Origin of the sequence: Arthrobacter sp. PGP41, assembly GCF_002953935.1 — a bacterium.
Classification (GTDB): Bacteria; Actinomycetota; Actinomycetes; order Actinomycetales; family Micrococcaceae; genus Arthrobacter.
This window is the reverse complement of record NZ_CP026514.1, coordinates 2,338,582-2,359,523: the sequence shown is the minus strand read 5'-3', so window position 1 is coordinate 2,359,523 and position 20,942 is coordinate 2,338,582. Positions and strand designations below refer to the sequence as shown.

Sequence of the window (20,942 nt, the reverse complement as noted above, 5' to 3'; positions counted from 1 at the left end):
TAACCCGAGCATCACAGCGCACCGATTTCTTACATACTCAAACAGGAGTTTTCGATGTCCCTAACAGCAGCATCCACCAAGGAGCTCCTGGATTCGCCGGTCCTTAAATCGGCGATCTCCAAGGCCTCCTTCCGGCTCATGCCGATGCTCGTCATCCTGTACATTGTTGCGTTCCTCGACCGGACCAACGTGGGCTTCGCCGAGGCAGCGCTCGGGGTGGACCGCGGGGTCACCGCAGGTGCCTACGCCCTTGGCGCCGGTATCTTCTTTATCGGCTACGCTCTGTTCGAAATTCCCAGCAACCTGCTCCTGACAAAGTTCGGCGCAAAGGTATGGCTGGCCCGCATCGCCATCACCTGGGGCATCGTGTCCGCCTGCTTCGCCTTCGTTCAGGGCGAGACATCCTTCATCATCCTGCGCTTCCTGCTGGGTGTGACCGAAGCGGGCCTGTTCCCGGGCGTCATCATGTTCCTCGCGGCCTGGTTCCCCAACAAGGTGCGCGTGAAGATGTTCGCCATCTTCTACCTGGCGCAGCCGTTTTCGCAGATGATGGGTGCCCCGCTGTCCGGCTGGCTGATCAACATCGGCGACCAGGTTCCCGGCGTTGCCGGCTGGCAGGTCATGTTCTTCGTGGAAGGCATGCTCGCCGTTGTGGCCGGCATCGCCGCCTACTTCTTCCTGATCAACAGCCCGCAGGACGCCAAATTCCTGAACCCAGGCGAAAAGCAGGCCCTGCTGGATGTCATGGCGCTGGAGGACACCGTCAAGGAAGAAACCGGCCCCCGCGGCGTTGTCGCCGCCATGAAGAACCGCAAGGTCTGGTACTTTACGGCCATCTACTTCTGCCTCCAGGTGGCTGTGTATGGCGTGACGTTCTACCTGCCGCAGCAGGTGTCCCAGCTGACCGGCCAGAAGGTCGGCCTGATGGTGGGCCTGCTGGCAGCGATCCCCTGGTTCTTCGGCATCTTCGCGTGCTACCTCATCGGCAGAGCCGCCAACACCATAGTCCGCCGCCGGGTCTGGGGCACCGGCCTGTTCCTCTCCACCGGCCTGTGCATCTTCGGCTCTGCCTGGGCAGGCGCCAACCATGTTCCGGCCCTGGGCATCATTTTCATCACCCTGGCAGTGTGCAGCTTCCTGTCCATCGGCCCCATCGCCTGGTCCTACCCCACGGCCTTCCTCACCGGAACGGCAGCCGCGGCGGGCATCGGCCTGATCAACTCGCTGGGAAACCTGGGCGGCTTTGTGGCCCCGATCCTGCGCACCACGGTCAACCAGGTCACGGCATCGGAAACCGGCACCATGGGGGTCTACGCCCTGGGCGTCCTGCCGTTCGTTGCCGCCGTCATGATGTACGCCACCAAGCGGTTCCGCAACAAGGCGGACGATCTGCTCGACCACAAGTGATTGCCGCCCATGCCTGACTGCAGCACAAATGACCGCCAGGACACTGAACCGGTGTACGTCGGCGTCAGCACCAAAATGTACCTGGGGTACGCCGACTCCCTTGAGTGGCTCGCCGGCATCCGGCATGAAGTGGACATCCGTCCGGCCCTGGCGGCCGGACGGGTGGTCCCGTTTGTGGTCCCCACCTTCCCGGTACTGCCCGCCGCCAACCGGATCCTTGAAGGATCGCCGGTCCGCCTCGGCGCGCAGAACTGCGGCTGGGAGGACGGGCCCTGGACGGGGGAAGTGGCTCCGTCCCTGTTGGGGGAGCTGGGGGTCGGCCTGGTGGAAATCGGGCACGCCGAACGGCGGCGCCATTTCGGCGAGGACAACGCGATGATCGCACGCAAGGTCCGGGCGGCAGACGACGCCGGCATCACACCCCTGCTGTGCGTGGGGGAGGAAGCACAGGACGGGACAACCGGGCCAACGGCTGCCGCCACCTTTGTCCACCGACAGATCCACGATGCCGTGGGCGGAGACTGGGCCCTGGCCTCGCGGCTCATCGTCGCTTACGAACCTGTCTGGGCCATCGGGGCGGCAGAACCGGCCGGGGCAGGATACATCTCCGCAGTTCTGCGTTCATTGCGCATGCTGCTGGAAGGGGAAGCCTCCGGACAGGGCGGGACGCCGGGAAGCGTGCCAATCATCTATGGCGGCTCGGCGAAGCCGGGACTCCTTCCCCTGCTCCACGGGGCATCGGGACTCTTCCTGGGCCGCTTTGCCCACGATCCCGGCAACTTCGGGAAGGTACTGGACGAGGCGCTGGCACTGATACCGAAGGCGTCCGCGTACCCGGTCAGGTGAGCGGGCGGGGCGTCAGCCGGCGACGGCGGCCCGCAGGGCCAGGATGCGCTGCAGCTGCTGCCGCTCCTCAGCCTGGTGCAGCTGGACATCGCGGCCGCTCAGGATGCGCTGCCGGGTGTTTGCCAGATGCGTGGCGGCCTTCAGGAACTCCTTCATCTGCCGTTTCCTGCCATAGCTGCCGGCCCAGTTCAATGCCGTCCGCCGTCCGCCCGCGGTGGCCAGGAGCTCCACCTCGGCCGGAGTAAACCAGCCTGCCGCTGAGTACTCGAGCAGCCGCTGCCGGGTCAGCCTTTTCTCCGCGACGCGCAGCAGGATGATGCCGCCCAGGGCAAGGAAGAAGATGGGCACCTGGACCAGGACGTAGTCCACCAGGAAGCCCTGGCCCATGCTGTTCCAGCGGTTGTGCAGGAACATGGCAGGCAGCAGCCCCACCAGGAAAGCGGCCACCGAGGCGCCGGTATGCCAGCGCCGGGCGGCGAACCCCATGACCAGCCCGGTGGTGCCCGTGAAGATCGCGTGCGCAAAGGGCGACATGACCCCGCGGAGGAAGAAGACCTGGGCGAACTCGCCCGCGGGATCGGCCGACTCCGCGATGGCCCTGCCGAAGTACAGGATGTTCTCCGTGAAGGCGAAACCTCCGGCGATGGTGAACGCGAAGACCACGCCGTCCACCGGCCCGTCAAAGTGTTTCCTCGCCAGCAGGAGCAGCATCAGCAGCCCCAGGGATTTAGCGAACTCCTCCACAATCGGAGCCTGCACGGTGGCCATGTAGGTCCGGAGGTCCGCCGCGTCCGAAAACTCGTACGTCAGGACAAAGAACGGCTGGATGAGCAGCGTTACGGCAATGGATACCGCGGCGCCCCACGTGAAGGCGAAGTACAGCAGCCGCTTTGGCTCGGGCTCCCACTTGTCGATGATGTGCACGGCCAGGAGCACCACGGACAAGGGGATCAATGATGCCAGGAACCCCACCACGAACCCGGCCGGCCCCGTGCTGGACAGCAGGAACGGCACCACCAGGAAAAGACTCAGGAGGGCCAGGGCACTGACGCCCACGGTCAGACCCAGCAGTCCGCTGCGGGACCTGCCCGCCTTCACCATGGTTCCCTGGACCTGCGGCGGCACCACAGTTCCAACCGGCGCCCCCTGGTGCCCGGGCGCCGGACGGTAGTTCCCCGGCTGCACGTGCCCCATCCAGCTGGGGTTGGCCTCGGCGGGCAGCGGCGCGGTTCCCCGTTCCCATGGATCTTCGGGCCGGCCGGACGCAGGGGTGCTCGGATGCATCGACATACCGAAAAGCCTAGGTGCGAGTCGCCGGGACACCTAAGATCAAGGCGGGCCGGCCGCAATAGGCAGCCTAAGTGTGACCATCACCGCGTCCTCCCGACGCACGTCCAGGGAGGCCGCTGTGGTAATTTTGAGGCGCACATGATCCTTTTTTAATTCCGTCCCGTGAGGCGGGGAAAGGGGAGACGAGCGTTGACTTACGTCACCAGCGCACCGGTTCCAGCCAGGGTTGTCCTCAGCCAGGCGGACATTGACCGGGCCCTCACTCGTATCGCCCATGAGATCCTTGAGGCCAACAAGGGATCCCAGGACCTCGTCCTGCTGGGCATCCCGCGCCGCGGTTACCCGCTCGCTGTCCGGCTCGCCGGGAAAATCGCCGCCGCGGATCCCACCGTGGACGCAGCGGCCATCGTCGGCCAGCTGGACGTCACCATGTTCCGTGACGACCTCTCCCACCAGGGCACCCGGCCGCCGTACCCCACCAAGCTGCCGCGCACCGGCATCGACAACAAGGTGGTGGTCCTGATCGACGACGTCCTCTACTCCGGCCGCACCATCCGCGCCGCCCTGGACGCCCTCGTGGACCTCGGCCGCCCCCGCATCGTCCGGCTCGCCGTCCTGATCGACCGGGGCCACCGGGAGCTTCCCATCCGGGCGGACCACGTCGGCAAGAACCTGCCCACGTCATCTGCGGAAAAGGTCAGGGTCCGGCTTGAGGAAACCGACACCGCCCCCGGCGGCGCGCCCGTCAACGAAGTAGTTATCGAGGGCCGCTCATGAAGCACCTGCTCTCCACCGGGGACCTCAGCCTCGCCAATGCCATCCGTATCCTCGATACCGCCGAGGAAATGGCTGCCGTGGGCGACCGCGAGGTCAAAAAGCTCCCGGCCCTTCGCGGCCGTACCGTAGTGAACCTCTTCTTCGAAGATTCCACCCGCACCAGGATCTCCTTCGAGGCCGCCGCCAAGCGGCTCTCGGCGGACGTCATCAACTTCGCCGCCAAAGGATCCTCGGTGTCAAAGGGGGAGTCCCTGAAGGACACCGCCCAGACGCTCTCCGCCATGGGCGCGGACGCCGTCGTGATCCGCCACTGGGCCTCCGGTGCGCCGCACCGCCTGGCCGCAACTGACTGGATCGACGCCGCCGTCATCAACGCCGGGGACGGCACCCACGAACACCCCACCCAGGCACTGCTGGATGCTTTCACCATGCGCCGGCACTGGGCCCGCCTGGCCGGCACCGGCTCCGAAGGGGCTGACCTCAAGGGCATGAGGGTGGCCATCGCCGGCGACGTCCTGCACTCGCGGGTGGCGCGCTCCAACGTCTGGCTCCTGCGCACCCTCGGTGCCGACGTCACCCTCGTGGCGCCGCCCACCCTGCTGCCCATCGGCGTCGAAAAGTGGCCCTGCAAAGTCAGCTACAACCTGGACGAAACCCTCGAACAGGGCGTTGACGCCGTCATGATGCTCCGCGTCCAGGGTGAACGCATGAACGCATCCTTCTTCCCCAGCACCCGCGAGTACTCCCGCCGCTGGGGTTTTGATGACAACCGCCTGCGGGCGCTGGACACCCTGGGCATGAAGGACACCATCATCATGCACCCCGGCCCCATGAACCGGGGCCTGGAAATTTCGGCGGCAGCCGCTGATTCACCGCGTTCCACCGTGCTGGCCCAGGTCCGCAACGGCGTCTCGGTGCGCATGGCCGCACTCTACCTGCTGCTCTCCGGGGACACCCGCGGACCAGCCGCCACCCCCGCCCTGGCGTATGCCGGCACCCATTCCACCAAGGAGAGCAACTGATGGCAGCCAACACCGGAACCTACCTGATCCGCGGCGCCTCGATCCTGGGCGGCGAAGCGACGGACCTGCTGATCCGCGACGGGCTCATCGCCGAAACCGGCACCGGCCTTGCCGCCGATGACCGGGCCACGGGCGCCACGGTGATCGACGCCGCCGGCCTGGTGGCCCTGCCCGGCATGGTGGACGTCCACACCCACCTCCGCGAACCCGGCCGCGAGGACGCCGAAACCGTGGAGACCGGAACCCGGGCCGCCGCGCTGGGCGGCTACACCGCGGTCCATGCGATGGCTAACAGTACTCCCGTGGCAGATACTGCCGGCGTGGTGGAACAGGTCTACACCCTCGGCCAAACGGCCGGCTGGGTGGACGTCCGGCCCGTCGGCGCCGTCACCGTGGGCCTGGCCGGGGAACAGCTTGCCGAGCTGGGCGCCATGGCCGATTCCCGCGCCAGGGTCCGGATGTTCTCCGACGACGGCATCTGCGTCCACGATCCCGTCCTCATGCGCCGTGCGCTGGAATACGTCAAGGCGTTCGACGGCGTGGTGGCCCAGCACGCGCAGGAACCCCGCCTGACCGCCGGCGCCCAGATGAACGAGGGCGAAGTGTCCGCCGTGCTGGGGCTGGCAGGCTGGCCCGCGGTGGCGGAGGAGAGCATCATTGCCCGCGACGTCCTGCTGGCCCGGCACGTTGGGTCCCGGCTCCACGTGTGCCACGTCTCCACCGCCGGTTCGGTGGAAATCATCCGCTGGGCCAAAGAACGCGGCATCAACGTCACTGCCGAGGTCACCCCACACCACCTGCTCCTGACCGACGACCTGGTCCGCAGCTACGACCCCGTCTACAAGGTGAACCCGCCGCTGCGGACCGACGCCGACGTCCAGGCCCTGCGCGCCGGCCTCGCCGACGGCACCATCGACGTCGTCGGCACGGACCACGCGCCCCACCCCAGTGAGCACAAGGAATGCGAGTGGGCGCAGGCGGCCATGGGAATGACCGGACTGGAAACTGCCCTGTCCGTGGTCCAGCACACCATGATCGAAACCGGCCTGATCACCTGGGCGGATTTCGCCAGGGTGACCTCCACGGCGGCTGCGGCGATCGGTCGCCTCGAGGATCAGGGCCGGCCGCTGGAAGCAGGGGAGCCCGCCAACATCACGCTGGTGGACCCGGCCGCGCGCTGGACCGTGGAGCCTGCCAAGATGGCCACCATGGGACGGAACTCACCGTTCAAGGGCATGGAACTGCCCGGCAAGGTGGTGGCGACGTTCTTCAAGGGCCACCCCACCGTCCTCAATGGCGAGCTCAACACGCCATACCCGTACGGGTCGGCCACAACAGCAGGCGCAGCCTGATGGACACCAAGCTACTGTCGCTGCTCATTACGCTGGGCCTGATCGCCATAGCATTCGCCCTCATCTGGATGGGCTGGCGGAACCGCCTCCGACGCCAGTCCGACGTCGAACAGTTGCCTGTGGTGCCGGAGGCGCCGGGGGAGCCGTTCGCCGCCGCCGAGGGCCAGTACGTAGCGTCCACCACCGCCGGTGACTGGCTGGACCGGATCGCAGTGCATGCGCTGGGCATCCGCACCAATGCCACGCTGGAGGTCTACAGGCACGGCGTCCTCTTTGACCGTTCCGGCGCTCCGGCGCTCTACATCCCGGCGGCGTCCCTGGCCGGCGTCCGGCTGGACAGCGGGATGGCCGGAAAGTTCGTGGAGAAGGACGGCCTCCTGGTCCTTGCATGGGAGCACGGCAGCCACGTGCTGGACACCGGCTTCCGGACCAGGCGCGCAGAGGACAGGATCGTGCTCATCGCAGCACTTCAGGAATTGATCTCTTCGGCCCCCGCGGCTGATGCCAATAGTGGAAAGTAAGACAGTGACAACAAACACCGCAGTAACCGCCCCAGTTTCCGCTCCCGTATCAGCTCCCGCTGCGCTGGTGCTCGAAGACGGCCGCATCTTCCGCGGAAGCAGCTACGGCGCCACCGGAACCGCGCTGGGCGAAGCAGTCTTCGCCACCGGCATGACCGGCTACCAGGAGACCATTACGGACCCCTCCTACGCCCGCCAGCTCGTGGTGCAGACCGCACCGCACATCGGCAACACCGGCGTGAACAATGAGGACGCCGAGTCCCGCCGCATCTGGGTGGCCGGCTATGTCGTCCGGGATGCCGCCCGCCGTCCCTCCAACTGGCGCTCCGAGCGTTCGCTGGACGAGGAGCTGGTGGCGCAGGGCATCGTCGGCATCCAGGGCGTGGACACCCGCGCCATCACCCGCCACCTGCGCGAACACAAGACCATGCGCGCCGGCATCTTCTCCGGCGAGGCCGCCGAGGCCACGGACAAGGAACTGCTCGACGCCGTACTGGCCAGCGCCCCGATGGAAGGCGCCCGGCTGGCCGAGGAAGTCAGTATCGACGAAGCCTACGTGGTGGAACCCAGGGACCACGGCTGGGACGGCGAACCCCGCTTCAGCATCGCCGCCATCGACCTTGGCATCAAGGCCATGACCCCGGTCCGGTTCGCCGAGCGCGGCGTCCGCGTGCACGTGCTTCCGGCCACCGCCACCCTGGCAGACGTCAAGGCCGTCAACCCCGACGGTTTCTTTATGTCCAACGGCCCCGGCGACCCCGCCACGGCCGACGCCCAGGTCAAGCTCCTCCGCTCCGTCCTGGACGAAAAGCTGCCCTACTTCGGCATCTGCTTCGGGAACCAGATCCTGGGCCGCGCGCTCGGCTTCGGCACCTACAAGCTCAAGTACGGCCACCGCGGTATCAACCAGCCCGTCCTGGACCGCCGCACCGGCAAGGTGGAGATCACCTCCCAGAACCACGGCTTTGCCGTTGATGCACCGCTCGACGGCGCCACGCAGGCGCCGGAGGCACGTTACGGCCGCGTTGAGGTCAGCCACGTCAGCCTGAACGACGATGTGGTGGAAGGCCTCGCCTGCCTGGACATCCCCGCCTTCTCCGTCCAGTACCACCCGGAAGCAGCCGCTGGACCCCACGACGCCGCCTACCTCTTTGACCGCTTCATTGAACTGATGGAGGGCACCCGGGACGGCAGGACCGCCAACCTGTCGAAGGAACCGGTGGACTCCGCCCACCCCGCTGCCGGTACCGGCCACAACGACGACAACAAGACTGAGGACAAGAAGTAATGCCGAAACGTACAGATCTCAAGAGCGTCCTCGTCATTGGTTCCGGCCCGATCGTCATCGGCCAGGCCGCCGAGTTCGACTACTCCGGCACGCAGGCGCTGCGCGTCCTGAAGGAGGAAGGCCTGCGGGTCATCCTGGTCAACTCCAACCCGGCCACCATCATGACGGACCCCGAGTTCGCCGATGCCACCTACATCGAGCCCATCACCCCCGAGGTGGTGGAGAAGATCATCGCCAAGGAACGCCCCGACGCCGTGCTGCCCACGCTCGGCGGGCAGACCGCGCTGAACACCGCCATCGCGCTGGACAAGAACGGTGTGCTGGAGAAGTACAACGTGGAACTGATCGGCGCGAACATCGCCGCCATCGAGCTTGGCGAGGACCGCGAGAAGTTCAAGGGCGTCGTGGAGCGCTGCGGCGCCGAGTCCGCCCGCAGCCACATCATCCACAGCATGGATGAGGCCCTGAAGGCCGCGGACGACCTCGGTTACCCGATGGTGGTCCGACCGTCCTTCACCATGGGCGGCCTGGGCTCGGGCCTTGCCTACAACGAGGAAGACCTCCGCCGCATCGTGGGCCAGGGCCTGCAGTACAGCCCCACCAGCGAGGTGCTGCTCGAAGAGAGCATCCTCGGCTGGAAGGAATACGAGCTCGAGATGATGCGCGACAAGAACGACAACGTCGTGGTGGTCTGCTCCATTGAAAACTTCGACCCCGTAGGAGTCCACACCGGCGACTCCATCACGGTGGCGCCGGCCCTCACCCTCACGGACCGTGAATACCAGCGGCTGCGCGACATCTCCATCGCCGTCATCCGCGAAGTGGGCGTGGACACAGGCGGCTGCAACATCCAGTTCGCCATCGACCCCGCCACCGGCCGCGTGGTGGTCATCGAGATGAACCCCCGGGTGTCCCGGTCCTCGGCGCTGGCGTCCAAGGCCACGGGGTTTGCGATTGCCAAGATCGCCACCAAGCTTTCCCTGGGCTACACGCTGGATGAGATCCCCAACGACATCACCCAGAAGACCCCGGCGTCCTTCGAGCCCACGCTCGACTACGTAGTGGTCAAGGTCCCGCGGTTCGCGTTCGAGAAGTTCCCGGCGGCGGACAACACCCTCACCACCACCATGAAGTCCGTGGGCGAGGCCATGGCCATGGGCCGCAACTTCACCGAAGCCCTGCAGAAGGCGCTCCGCTCCCTGGAGCAGAAGGGCTCGCAGCTGGACTTCAGCTCGGTCCCGGAATGGGAAGTCGCCGAGCTCATCGAAAAGGCAAAGCGCCCGACGACGGAGCGGCTGCACCAGGTGCAGCGCGCCCTCCTGGGCGGTGCCACCGTGGAGCAGCTCTTCGAGGCCACCAAGATCGACCCCTGGTTCCTCGACCAGCTCCAGCTCCTCAACGAGATCTCCCGCGAGATCGGCCAGGCCGGTGCGCTGACGGCTGACATGCTCAAGCGGGCTAAGCGCCACGGCTTCTCCGACGAGCAGATCGGCTCCCTCACCCACAATTCGGAGGCCGTGGTCCGCGGAGTGCGCCAGGCCCTGGGTATCCGCCCCGTCTACAAGACCGTGGACACCTGCGCCGCCGAGTTCGCCGCATACACGCCCTACCACTACTCTGCCTACGACGAGGAGGACGAGGTTGCGCTGCACTCCAAGCCGTCCATCCTGATCCTCGGCTCCGGGCCCAACCGCATCGGCCAGGGCATCGAGTTCGACTACTCCTGCGTCCACGCCTCCATGGCGCTGCGCAAGGCCGGCTACGAGACCGTCATGGTCAACTGCAACCCGGAAACCGTCTCCACCGACTACGACATCTCCACCCGCCTGTACTTCGAGCCGCTCACGCTCGAGGACGTGCTGGAGGTCATCGCTGCCGAGGAACGTACCGGCGGCGTGATGGGCGTCTTCGTCCAGCTCGGGGGCCAGACCCCCCTCAAGCTGGCGCAGCAGCTGGCCGACGCCGGCGTCCCCATCCTTGGCACCTCCCCGGAGGCCATCGACCTCGCCGAGCACCGCGGCGCCTTCTCCCGGGTCCTGGACAAGGCGGGCCTGATTTCCCCGAAGAACGGCACGGCCGTCTCCTTCGAGGACGCCAAGAAGATCGCCGATGAGATCGGCTACCCGGTCCTGGTCCGCCCGTCCTACGTGCTGGGCGGCCGGGGCATGGAGATCGTCTACGACGAAGCCAACCTGTCCCGCTACATCGCCAACGCCACCGAAATCACCCCGGACCACCCGGTGCTGATCGACCGCTTCCTGGAGGACGCCGTCGAAATCGACGTCGACGCACTCTTCGACGGCACGGACATCTATGTGGGCGGCATCATGGAGCACATCGAGGAAGCCGGTATCCACTCCGGCGACTCCGCGTGCGTCCTGCCGCCCATCACCCTGGGCACCAATGTCCTTGAACGGGTCCGCACGGCAACCCGCGCCATCGCCGAAGGCGTAGGCGTCCGCGGCCTGATCAACATCCAGTTCGCCCTCGCCTCGGATGTCCTGTACGTCCTGGAAGCCAACCCTCGTGCTTCCCGCACCGTGCCGTTCGTCTCCAAGGCCACCGGAGTGCAGATGGCCAAGGCCGCCGCCCTGATAGGCACCGGCGTGACCATCAACCAGCTCCGCAGCGCCTATAAGATGCTGCCCGAGACCGGTGACGGATCCACCCTGCCCCTGGATGCCCCCGTCTCCGTCAAGGAGGCAGTCCTGCCGTTCAGCCGCTTCCGTACGCTGGAAGGCAAGGTTGTGGACTCGCTGCTCGGCCCGGAAATGCGCTCCACCGGCGAGGTGATGGGCATCGACAAGCACTTTGACACCGCCTTCGCGAAGAGCCAGGCCGCCGCCAACAACGCGCTGCCCACCGAAGGCAAGATCTTTGTCTCCGTGGCCAACCGGGACAAGCGCTCGGTGATCATGGGCGTCAAGCGGCTTTCCGACCTCGGTTTCGAGATCGTCTCCACTGGCGGCACTGCCGACGTCCTGCGCCGCAACGGCATCCAGGCCACGCCGGTCCGCAAGGTCGCAGAAGGCAGCAGCGCCGAGGGCGAAGGCACCATCGCCGACCTCGTGATCGCGGGTGAGATCGACATGGTCTTCAACACACCGTCCGGCGGCGAGGCCCGCAGCGACGGCTACGAACTCCGTGCGGCGGCCACATCCATCGGCATCCCCTGCATCACCACGGTGGCCGAATTCAACGCCGCGGTGCAGGCCATCGAGGCCATGCGGACCTACGAATGGTCCGTCACCAGCCTGCAGGAGCACGCTGCTGCCCTGGCGGAGTCCCAGAAGGCGGCGCTTCAGCGTGCCTGAGCAGGCACCAGCGTCCGCTGAAGTGCAGGGCCGGGAGCCCTTCGGCTCCCGGCTTGGCGCAGCCATGGCCGCCCGGGGTCCGCTCTGCGTCGGCATCGATCCGCACCCAGTGCTCTTGAAGGCCTGGGGGCTGGACGACGACGCCGACGGGCTGAGGCGGTTTTCGCTGACGGTTTTGGAGGCCGTGGGTTCGCTCGCTGCCGCCATCAAGCCGCAGGTGGCGCTGTACGAGCGCCACGGCTCCGCCGGGATGGCCGTGCTGGAGGAACTCCTTGCCGAAGCGCGCGATGAGTCGGTGCTCACCATCGCGGATGCCAAGCGCGGAGACATCGGTTCCACCATGGCGGCCTATGCCGACGCCTGGCTCCGGGACGGATCCCCGCTGGCGGCTGATTCTGTGACACTGAGCCCGTACCTCGGCTTTGAGTCGCTGCGGCCAGCCCTGGACCTAGCTGCAGAGACCGGCCGCGGCGTCTTTGTCCTTGCACTGACGTCCAACCCCGAAGGCCCCTCCGTTCAGCATGTCGGGGGAGCGGATTCGGTAGCACGCCGGATTGTGGAAGCTGCCGCGGCGGAAAACCGGCGCTACCCCGGGAGCCTGGGTTCTGTGGGCCTGGTGGTGGGTGCAACCGTGGGCTCGGCTCTCGCCGAACTGGAGCTGGACCTGGCTGCGGTTCGAGGCCCGCTCTTGGCGCCGGGCCTCGGGGCGCAGGGAGCCACGCCTGCCGACCTCCGCGCCACCTTCGGTACCGCCTATCCGCAGGTCCTCGGAACATCGAGCCGGGACATCCTGTCCGCCGGGCCGGACCTGGGCAGCCTGCGGGACGCCGCGCAGCGGACACTGGACGGCCTACGCAGCGAATAGCGGCGTGTTTTCACCGGATGCATTGATTCGGGCAGCACCAAAGGGTAGTTTCAGGACAGGTCCAAGGGCGGCCGCCCTTGGACACAGTCCGCCGAATCCGGGGGTGCCCACATGGTCCTGCGACCGTTATCCGCGTCGGAACGGGCTGACGCCCTGAACAAGGCAGCAGCAGCCAGGGCCACCCGCGCGGCGGCCAAGGAAAGCCTGAAGAACGGCAAGAGGTCCTGCGCGGACATCATCGACTCCGCGCAGCAGGACGATGCACTGGCGCGGATGAGGGTTTCCGAACTGCTGGAGGCACTTCCGGGCATCGGAAAGGTCCGCGCCGCGGCGATCATGGGCCAGTTGGGAATCGCCGCTTCCCGCAGGGTCCGTGGCCTGGGCGTTCACCAGCGCCGGGCGCTGGTAGATTTTATAGACGAGAATTAGGGCGGGCCGTAAGCCCGCTTTACCCCAAACCCCGGCAAAGGAATACGTGAGCAAGAAACCCGGACTGACAGTCCTCGCTGGTCCGACGGCTGTTGGCAAAGGCACCGTGTCCACCTATATCCGGGACAACTATCCCGAGGTCTGGCTGTCGGTATCCGCCACCACCCGTGCACCCCGCCCCGGCGAGCAGGACGGGGTCCACTACTTTTTCAAGTCCAAGGAAGAGTTCGAAAAACTCATCGTCGAGGGCGAACTCCTGGAATGGGCAGTGGTCCACGGCCAAAACACCTATGGGACCCTGAAGAGCACGGTGAACCAGGCCATCGCCGAGGGCCGGTCCGTGCTCCTGGAAATCGACCTGCAGGGTGCGCGGCAGGTGAAGGCCGCTGTCCCGGACGCCCAGTTCGTGTTCCTTGCCCCGCCCAGCTGGGACGAAATGGTCCGCCGCCTGGTGGGCCGGGGCACCGAAACCCCCGAGGAACAGCAGCGGCGCCTGGAAACCGCTAAACTGGAACTTGCTGCTGAACCGGAGTTCGACCATACCGTCATCAATGACGACGTTCGCCGGGCAGCGGACGAGCTAGTTTCACTCATGGGGCTGACCCCGCATCCGCACGGTTTGCCGGAACCGTCAACCCGCTAGAACTTTGGAGAATTCGTGTCCACGAACCTTGAAGGCATCATCAACCCGCCGATCGACTCGCTGCTCGAAGCGGCAGATTCCAAGTACGGCCTGGTGATCTTCGGTGCCAAGCGTGCTCGTCAGATCAACGCTTACTACGCCCAGCTGCACGAGGGCCTTTTCGAGTACGTCGGCCCGCTGGTTGACACCAAGCTGAACGAGAAGTCCCTCTCGATCGCGCTCCGCGAGATCAACGAAGGCAAGCTGGTCTCCACGCCGATCCAGCCTGCAGACTAAAACTGCCGCCTGACGTGCTGTTGACGGAGGTCACGTGCGCATAGTCCTCGGAGTCGGGGGAGGGATTGCCGCCTACAAGGTGGCGTCGCTCCTCCGGCTTTTTACTGAAGCCGGGCACAACGTGACCGTGATTCCCACGGAGGCATCCACACGGTTTGTGGGCACCGCCACCTGGGAGGCACTGTCCGGGAATCCGGTCAGCAACAGCGTCTTCGACGACGTCCACCAGGTCAACCACGTGCGCCTCGGCCACGAGGCGGACCTCGTGGTCGTCGCTCCGGCCACGGCAGACCTCCTGGCGAAGGCTGCCACCGGACAGGCCGGAGACCTCCTGACCAACACACTGCTGATGGCTCACGGACCGGTGCTGTTCGCCCCCGCAATGCACACCGAAATGTGGCAGCACGCGGCAACCCGCGCCAACGTCGAAACCCTCCGCGGGCGCGGGGCCGCGGTCCTGGAGCCGGCCACCGGACGGCTCACGGGCGCAGATTCAGGGCCCGGCCGGCTCCCCGAGCCGGAAGCCATTTTTGCCGCAGCCATGGCCCTGGTGGAGGGGCAGCAGGACTTCCAGCTCCCGCTGGCCGGCCGCACCGTCACCATCAGCGCGGGCGGCACCCGCGAGCCGCTGGACCCGGTGCGGTTCCTCGGCAACAGGTCCTCGGGCAAGCAGGGCGTCGCCCTGGCCGTAGCCGCCCGGAATGCAGGAGCAACCGTCCGGCTGCTCGCAGCCCATATGGAAGTCCCGCCGCCGGCAGGCGTCGAGGTTGTCCAGGTGGAGACCGCCCTGCAATTGCGGGAGGCGGCGCTGGCAGCGGCAGCTGTTTCCGACGTCGTTATCATGTCCGCGGCAGTGGCGGACTTCCGCCCCGCGGAGGTCTCGGACACCAAGATCAAGAAGCGTGACGGCCATGCCGATCCGGTCATCGCGCTGGTCCGCAACCCGGACATCCTGCAGGAGCTCGTGGAACTGCGCAACAGCACCGCCCGGGGGGAGGGACACCAGCTGATTGTCGGCTTCGCCGCGGAAACCGGAGACAGCGACGGCGATGTCCTGGCGCACGCCGAAGCGAAGCTGCAGCGCAAGGGCTGCGACCTGCTGGTGGTCAACCATGTGGGGACGGACAAAGTGTTTGGCCAGGACACCAATTCGGTTGTCATCCTGGCCCGCTCCGGCTCCGAACCACAGGAGGCGTCCGGAACCAAGACCGAGGTATCGGCGGCCATCATCAGCCGGATAGCCTTTGAACTGAATGCCGTTTCGCCCCGCGCCTGAGTGTTTCAGCCCACGTTCGCTTAGCACGGAGACATCTCCCGGCGTCTCCTGCGGGGCGGGCGTATTCCAACCAGTAAGGTAGTTGAGTGACTTTACCGCTGCACCTTCCCCAGACTTCCGGGGCCATGCCTCCCGCGCTCAGGCTCTTCACTTCCGAGTCGGTTACCGAGGGACACCCGGACAAGATCTGCGACCAGATCAGTGACGCCATCCTGGACGCACTGCTGGCCGCCGACCCCGAATCCCGGGTGGCGGTGGAGACGATGGCCACCACAGGCCTGGTCCACGTTGCTGGCGAAGTCACCACCGATGCCTACGTGGAGATTCCCCAGATCGTGCGTGAAACCATCCTGGGCATCGGCTATGACTCCTCGGCCAACGGATTCGACGGCGCCCGCTGCGGCGTGTCCGTGTCCATCGGCCAGCAGTCCAACGACATCGCCGGCGGCGTGTTCAACTCGCTGGAGGCCCGTGAAGGGCGCCAGGAAGACGATTACGACCTTCAGGGCGCCGGCGACCAGGGCCTCATGTTCGGCTACGCCAGCGACGAAACCCCCTCCTACATGCCCCTGCCCATCTGGCTGGCACACCGGTTGTCCGAGCGCCTCACCGAAGTGCGCAAGTCGGGCCAGTTGGCCTACCTGCGTCCGGACGGCAAGACCCAGGTGACTGTCGGATACGACAAAGACGTTCCGGTCTCGGTGGAAACCGTGGTTATCTCAAGCCAGCACGCCGAAGGTGCAAGCCTGAACCAGCTCCGGGCCGACCTCGCGTCGATCGTCATCGAACCGGTCCTCGCAGGCGCCAACCTGGACCTGTCCCGGGTGCGAAATATCCTCAACCCGGCCGGTGAGTTCGTCATTGGCGGACCCGTGGGCGACGCCGGCCTCACCGGCCGCAAGATCATCGTTGACACGTATGGCGGCATGGCCCGGCACGGCGGCGGCGCCTTCTCCGGCAAGGACCCGTCCAAGGTGGACCGTTCGGCTGCTTACGCCATGCGGTGGGTTGCCAAGAACGTGGTGGCGGCAGGACTCGCCAAACGCGCCGAGATCCAGATTGCGTACGCCATTGGCCAGGCCCGTCCGGTTGGCACCTACGTGGAAACCTTCGGTACCGAAACCGTTGATCCTGCCCGGATCAGTGCCGCCATCGCGGAGATTTTCGACCTGCGCCCCCGCGCCATCATCGATGCGCTGGACCTGAAGCGCCCCATCTATGCCAAGACGGCGGCACACGGCCATTTTGGCCGCGATGAGCCGGACTTTACTTGGGAGCGGCTGGACCGAGTTGATGATTTGAAGGCGTTTTTCAACGCCTAAGCCCCGGTGGGCCGCCCCGGGCCTTTTGCCTGGGCACCATGCCTTCGGCGGAATGTCGCTGCCGTGTGGTTGGCTGGTCATGTCCACCCGGGAGCTGAACGGAGGTAACTGCCATCGCTACTGACAGGACCCTCAAGCCTTTCCTGGACGTCCCGGGTGGCGTTCAGCCTACCCTCCTGCAGGGGTTTCCTTCCGCGCCCCGGCCGTCAGGACCGCAGCTGTCAAAGAACATGCCCGTGGCCAAGGTGCTGGTGGAATCCTCCCTTCCGCACCTGGACAGGCTTTTCGACTATGGGGTTCCGGAGGCCCTCGACGAATCCGCCAAGCCGGGGGTCCGGGTCAAGGTCAAATTCAACGGCCAGGACCTTAACGGGTTCATCATGGAGCGCGTGGCGGAGTCCGACGCCGGACACACCCTGGTGCCGCTGGCGAAAATCGTCTCCCCGGTGCCTGTCCTCACGCCCGCTGTCAGGGAACTCGCCACATCAGTGGCGGCGCGCTACGCGGGAACAGTCAGCGACGTTCTTCGCGTCGCTGTCCCGCCCCGCGTGGCCCGGCTGGAAAAGGAGTTTGCTGCCACCGAGCAAAATGGTGCCGCGGACCCGGTTGATGCTGCGCAGCCGGTTGATACCGCAGGAGCTGCCCCGGGTTCGGATCAGCCTTCCGGGTCCGGGACGGACCGGTTTGCGGCGAGTGCCTGGGCCTCCTACCGCAACGGACTGCCGTTCCTGCGCCACCTTGCCGGCGGCGGCTCCCCCCGTGCGGTGCTGAACCCGCTTAAGGGATTTGGTGCAGGGGGGTGGCCGGACCTGCTGGCGGAGGCGGTCGCCGCTGCCTACGCCGCGGGCCGGGGCGCTGTGGTGGTGGTCCCGGACTACCGCGACCTCGACCGGCTTGAGGATGCCTTACGGACCCTGGTGCCGGAGAACGCGGTAGCACGGTTGACGGCCGACGACGGTCCCACCCCGCGGTACCGGAGCTTCCTGAATCTTTTGGCCGGGACCGCGCGGGTGGCCATCGGTACCAGGTCAGCAGCCTTTGCGCCCGTCAAGGACCTGGGCCTGGTGGCCTGTTGGGACGACGGCGACGACCTCCACATCGAGCAACGCGCCCCTTACGCGCACGCCCGCGAGGTCCTGCTCCTGCGCGCTGAGCAGGAAGGCACCGCCTGCCTCCTTGCAGGGCATGCCCGCAGCACCGAAAGCCAGCGGCTGGTGGAAGCAGGCTGGGCGCTGGCCGTAGAGGCGGACCGCCCCGAGGTTCGGCGGACGGTTCCGCGGGTGGTGAATACGGCGGACAGCTTTGAACAGGAGCGGGACCCGCTTGCGAGGATCGCCCGCCTTCCGGGCGCTGCCTGGCGTGCAGCCAAGGAAGGGCTGGAACGCGGACCGGTCCTTGTCCAGGTTGCCCGGGCGGGTTATGCGCCGTCGTTGGCCTGTGAAACCTGCCGTGAGCCGGCGCGCTGCGGCACCTGCCAGGGACCGTTGGCGGTTGCGGGCGCCAGCGGTACTTCAGCCATGCCCCAGTGCCGGTGGTGCTCCACGCCAGCGCCGGACTGGCATTGCGGGCACTGCGGAGGCCGGCGGCTGCGCAAGGGAGCCACCGGGGCCATCAGGACCGCCGAGGAACTCGGCCGCGCCTTCCCGGGGAAAACCGTCATTACATCTTCCGGCGACCATGTAAAAGCGGCAGTCGGTCCGGGCAAGGCACTGGTGGTCGCGACTGTGGGAGCCGAACCGGTGGCCCCGGGCGGATACGCTGCTGCGTTGCTGCTGGACGGCGATTCCTTGCTGCGGCGCGAAACTTTGCGGGCCGGCGAGGACACTGTCCGGCGGTGGTTCAACGCCGCTGTACTGGTCCGACCTGCCCAGGACGGCGGCGTGGTGGTGGTCACGGCCGCGGACACGGCTGCAGTCGGCGCCCTGCTTCGCTGGGATCCTGCCGGATATGCGCACAGGGAACTCTCCCTGCGGTCGGAGCTGCAGCTTCCCCCGGCGGTCCGCATCGCGTCGGCTACAGGGCCGAGGGCCGCTGTCGAGCAGTACACAGCCGCCGTGGCGGCGGAGCTTGGCTCCGCGGGAATCGCCCTTCGGACCGCCGGGCCGGCACCCGTGGTGCTCCACGGGCCGCCCTCCTCCCGCCGCTCGGTGGAGGATGTGCGCACCCTGCTCTTTTTCCCGTATGGCCAGGCAGCCACCGTGACCCGCGTGCTGCGGGTCGCCCGGGCGGCTGCAGCGGCGAAGCGATCCGCTGAACCTTTCCAGCTCCGGCTGGACGGCGTTGACGTGCTCTAGCAGGCAGTTCGCTAGCGCCGGCGCCGCACCATGATTTCGTGTGCGACATCCACCAGTTGGCGCGCCGATTCATCCCAGCTGAACTCACGGGCACGGCTTGCGGAACGCCGTGATATGTCCTGCCAGCGGACGTTGTCCTGGAGGGTGTGCACCGCGGCGGCAAACTGCTCCGGGGATGCAGGATCAACATACAGTGCGGCGTCTCCGCCAACTTCCCGGAAAATAGGGATGTCGCTGGCAATCACGGGGGTGCCCAGGGACATCGCCTCCACCAGGGGGAGCCCGTAGCCTTCAGCCCTGGACAGGCTTACCAGCGCCGAGGCGGTGCGAAGGAGCGCGTGGTATTCCTCGTCGCTGACGCCGTTGTGGAACACCACCCGGGCTCCGGGCGGGACGAGCTTCTCCAGTTCGGCGCGGCGCTCGGGGGTAATCCGGCTGAGCAGGTGAAGCGTGTAGCCGGGAAGTGAGGCCATCCCCGCCACCATGGTTTCCACATTCTTGTAGGGCATGAAGGACCCCATGTAGACGAGTGAGCGTTCGGCCCCGGCCTCAGCGCGCGGGGGCATGTGATCCTGGCCCGGCTGGGGGGCGTTGCTGATGATCCGCACCGGACGGCGCGTCAGCCGGTACTTTGCGATCAGCGCTGCAGTGGTTTTGCTGATGGTGGCCACGGTATCGGCGCGGTTGAGGAGAAGCCGCTGCGGCCAGAATGCCTTGTGGTACAGCCGCCACAGCAGCCGCACCGGCGCGGGGAGGAAGCCTGGCGGGGCCGGGTGTTCATAGTAGATGAGGTCATGGAGGGTCAGGACCAGTCCGTACTTGCGGCCCCACGTTCCCATCGTCTGCATGGGGCACACCACCACGTCGGCGCCGAGCTTGTTGATGGTTCGCGCAACAAACAGTTCCGACGGCGAGAGCGGGCTGCCGATGAGGGTGTAGGGAACGTCGGGGAGAAGGGCTAGTTGCCGGACGTCGGAGACCAGCATGGATACGTCGGCGATTTTGGCCGTGGCGGCGATCAGGCTGGCGCCGTAGCGGCTGATGCCGTCGTGGTGGTCTGTCCGGGTATATCGTGCGTCAATGACAATCTTCACGCGGGATGGTCCTTAAGGAAGCTGCGGATGAAAGTGGCTGCCGGTCCAGGTGTTTCATAGTGGATCAAATGCCCGACGCCGGGAATCACCTGGAGCTCTCCGTCCGGCAGCAGCGCAGCCAGGCGGTGTTGGTCGGCCAGGACGGCGATCTCGTCCTTTTCCCCCGCGATCAGCAGCACTGGCAGGGTCAGCCGGCCGGCTACTTCCGCCACATGGCTGCTGACTGATGCCGTGAACGATTCGAGGAGGCTCTCCCGGCTGGCGAAAGCGCTGAAGTAGGCGTGGTGCTGGCCGTGGATGAAACGGCGGAGGTCCTTATCGCCGGTCTTGGCCATGGTTTCACTCATCACCCGGACAATCAGCGGATTCCGCAGCAGGGCCAGTCCCGCCGGCCGGGGGAGGCGGGCCGAAAGGCGGTAGTACAGGACGGCCAGCCTGGTCATCACACCCTTTGGCCCCGCCAGCGCCGGTGCCGCGATGGGGTTGATCAGGATCAGCGGGTCCACGGCTCCGGGGTGATCGGCCACGAAGTGCGCCGCAATGATGGAGCCGAACGAGTGGCCCAGCAGGACCGTGTCCGGGCCCAGGCCCAGTGCTGCCATGAATTCCGTAATGAACAGGCCGTAGCGCTCCACGGAATGCCCGCCGGACCGGAACGCCGCGGAATCACCAAATGCGGGCAGGTCCGGCATGATGATCCGCATCTCGGGAAGCTGGTCTGCCACCCGCAGCAGTCCGTGATGGTCTCCGCGGAAGCCATGGATGACCAGGATGGTGCGTGTTTCCGGGCCGGCCAGCAGCGGTTCGTAGGTCCAATAGGCAACCTTGCCGCCGTCGAGCTCCAGGGTGGAGGCGGACGTGCGTGCGGCCAGGTCGGCGCTGAAGTAGGCGGGCGCAGCGGACCCGGGCTGGGCTGTAGTCATGTC

At 66.6% G+C, this 20,942-nt stretch carries 18 protein-coding genes; 15 read left to right on the top strand and 3 right to left on the bottom strand.

Features of this window, described 5'->3' with window-relative positions; genetic code table 11:
• Positions 1 to 54: 54 nt before the first annotated feature.
• Positions 55 to 1,407 carry an MFS transporter gene (locus C3B78_RS10695; protein ID WP_104998053.1) on the top strand — a complete coding sequence of 451 codons (1,353 nt, stop codon included), beginning with the start codon at positions 55 to 57 and terminating at the stop codon, positions 1,405 to 1,407.
• 9 nt (positions 1,408 to 1,416) lie between these two features.
• A complete protein-coding gene (locus C3B78_RS10690; RefSeq protein ID WP_104998052.1) occupies positions 1,417 to 2,253 on the top strand; it encodes a triose-phosphate isomerase family protein in 837 nt (278 codons plus the stop codon).
• A 12-nt stretch (positions 2,254 to 2,265) separates the two neighbouring features.
• Here C3B78_RS10690 and C3B78_RS10685 read toward each other — a convergent pair whose 3' ends face one another.
• Complete coding sequence (locus tag C3B78_RS10685; protein ID WP_104998051.1) at positions 2,266 to 3,543, bottom strand: PrsW family intramembrane metalloprotease; 1,278 nt, start codon at positions 3,541 to 3,543, stop codon at positions 2,266 to 2,268.
• A gap of 189 nt (positions 3,544 to 3,732) precedes the next feature.
• Between C3B78_RS10685 and pyrR the strand changes: the two genes are divergently transcribed.
• The 13 genes from pyrR to C3B78_RS10620 all read left to right on the top strand — a co-directional run bounded on the left by pyrR (position 3,733) and on the right by C3B78_RS10620 (position 18,922).
• On the top strand, positions 3,733 to 4,320 hold the full coding sequence (pyrR, locus tag C3B78_RS10680; RefSeq protein WP_104998050.1) for a bifunctional pyr operon transcriptional regulator/uracil phosphoribosyltransferase PyrR: 588 nt from the start codon (positions 3,733 to 3,735) through the stop codon (positions 4,318 to 4,320).
• The gene (locus C3B78_RS10675) at positions 4,317 to 5,342 is read left to right on the top strand and encodes an aspartate carbamoyltransferase catalytic subunit (protein WP_104998049.1); all 1,026 of its coding nucleotides are present in this window, start codon (positions 4,317 to 4,319) and stop codon (positions 5,340 to 5,342) included. The genes pyrR and C3B78_RS10675 overlap by 4 nt, the downstream gene beginning before the upstream one ends.
• Positions 5,342 to 6,694 carry a dihydroorotase gene (locus tag C3B78_RS10670; RefSeq protein WP_104998048.1) on the top strand — a complete coding sequence of 451 codons (1,353 nt, stop codon included), beginning with the start codon at positions 5,342 to 5,344 and terminating at the stop codon, positions 6,692 to 6,694. Before C3B78_RS10675 ends, C3B78_RS10670 begins: the two co-directional genes overlap by 1 nt.
• Complete coding sequence (locus C3B78_RS10665) at positions 6,694 to 7,215, top strand: PH-like domain-containing protein (protein WP_104998047.1); 522 nt, start codon at positions 6,694 to 6,696, stop codon at positions 7,213 to 7,215. The genes C3B78_RS10670 and C3B78_RS10665 overlap by 1 nt, the downstream gene beginning before the upstream one ends.
• Positions 7,196 to 8,503, top strand: a complete 1,308-nt coding sequence (gene carA, locus C3B78_RS10660) for a glutamine-hydrolyzing carbamoyl-phosphate synthase small subunit (protein ID WP_104998046.1) — start codon at positions 7,196 to 7,198, stop codon at positions 8,501 to 8,503. Before C3B78_RS10665 ends, carA begins: the two co-directional genes overlap by 20 nt.
• Positions 8,503 to 11,817, top strand: a complete 3,315-nt coding sequence (gene carB / locus C3B78_RS10655) for a carbamoyl-phosphate synthase large subunit (RefSeq protein ID WP_104998045.1) — start codon at positions 8,503 to 8,505, stop codon at positions 11,815 to 11,817. Before carA ends, carB begins: the two co-directional genes overlap by 1 nt.
• On the top strand, positions 11,810 to 12,682 hold the full coding sequence (gene pyrF / locus C3B78_RS10650; RefSeq protein WP_104998044.1) for an orotidine-5'-phosphate decarboxylase: 873 nt from the start codon (positions 11,810 to 11,812) through the stop codon (positions 12,680 to 12,682). The genes carB and pyrF overlap by 8 nt, the downstream gene beginning before the upstream one ends.
• A gap of 111 nt (positions 12,683 to 12,793) precedes the next feature.
• On the top strand, positions 12,794 to 13,111 hold the full coding sequence (gene mihF, locus C3B78_RS10645; protein WP_104998043.1) for an integration host factor, actinobacterial type: 318 nt from the start codon (positions 12,794 to 12,796) through the stop codon (positions 13,109 to 13,111).
• 46 nt (positions 13,112 to 13,157) lie between these two features.
• The gene (gene gmk, locus C3B78_RS10640) at positions 13,158 to 13,754 is read left to right on the top strand and encodes a guanylate kinase (protein WP_104998042.1); all 597 of its coding nucleotides are present in this window, start codon (positions 13,158 to 13,160) and stop codon (positions 13,752 to 13,754) included.
• Between the two features lie 15 nt (positions 13,755 to 13,769).
• Positions 13,770 to 14,030 carry a DNA-directed RNA polymerase subunit omega gene (gene rpoZ / locus C3B78_RS10635; protein WP_104998041.1) on the top strand — a complete coding sequence of 87 codons (261 nt, stop codon included), beginning with the start codon at positions 13,770 to 13,772 and terminating at the stop codon, positions 14,028 to 14,030.
• A gap of 34 nt (positions 14,031 to 14,064) precedes the next feature.
• Positions 14,065 to 15,306 (top strand): bifunctional phosphopantothenoylcysteine decarboxylase/phosphopantothenate--cysteine ligase CoaBC, encoded by a 1,242-nt coding sequence (coaBC, locus tag C3B78_RS10630; protein WP_104998040.1) that lies wholly within the window; start codon positions 14,065 to 14,067, stop codon positions 15,304 to 15,306.
• Between the two features lie 86 nt (positions 15,307 to 15,392).
• Positions 15,393 to 16,628 carry a methionine adenosyltransferase gene (gene metK, locus C3B78_RS10625; protein ID WP_104998039.1) on the top strand — a complete coding sequence of 412 codons (1,236 nt, stop codon included), beginning with the start codon at positions 15,393 to 15,395 and terminating at the stop codon, positions 16,626 to 16,628.
• 230 nt (positions 16,629 to 16,858) lie between these two features.
• Positions 16,859 to 18,922: a primosomal protein N' gene (locus C3B78_RS10620; RefSeq protein ID WP_234005378.1), complete on the top strand. Its 2,064-nt coding sequence runs from the start codon at positions 16,859 to 16,861 to the stop codon at positions 18,920 to 18,922.
• 11 nt (positions 18,923 to 18,933) lie between these two features.
• Here C3B78_RS10620 and C3B78_RS10615 read toward each other — a convergent pair whose 3' ends face one another.
• Both C3B78_RS10615 and C3B78_RS10610 read right to left on the bottom strand, forming a co-directional pair.
• Positions 18,934 to 20,016 (bottom strand): glycosyltransferase family 4 protein, encoded by a 1,083-nt coding sequence (locus C3B78_RS10615; RefSeq protein WP_104998037.1) that lies wholly within the window; start codon positions 20,014 to 20,016, stop codon positions 18,934 to 18,936.
• Complete coding sequence (locus tag C3B78_RS10610; protein WP_104998036.1) at positions 20,013 to 20,939, bottom strand: alpha/beta fold hydrolase; 927 nt, start codon at positions 20,937 to 20,939, stop codon at positions 20,013 to 20,015. The genes C3B78_RS10615 and C3B78_RS10610 overlap by 4 nt, the downstream gene beginning before the upstream one ends.
• Positions 20,940 to 20,942: the final 3 nt, after the last annotated feature.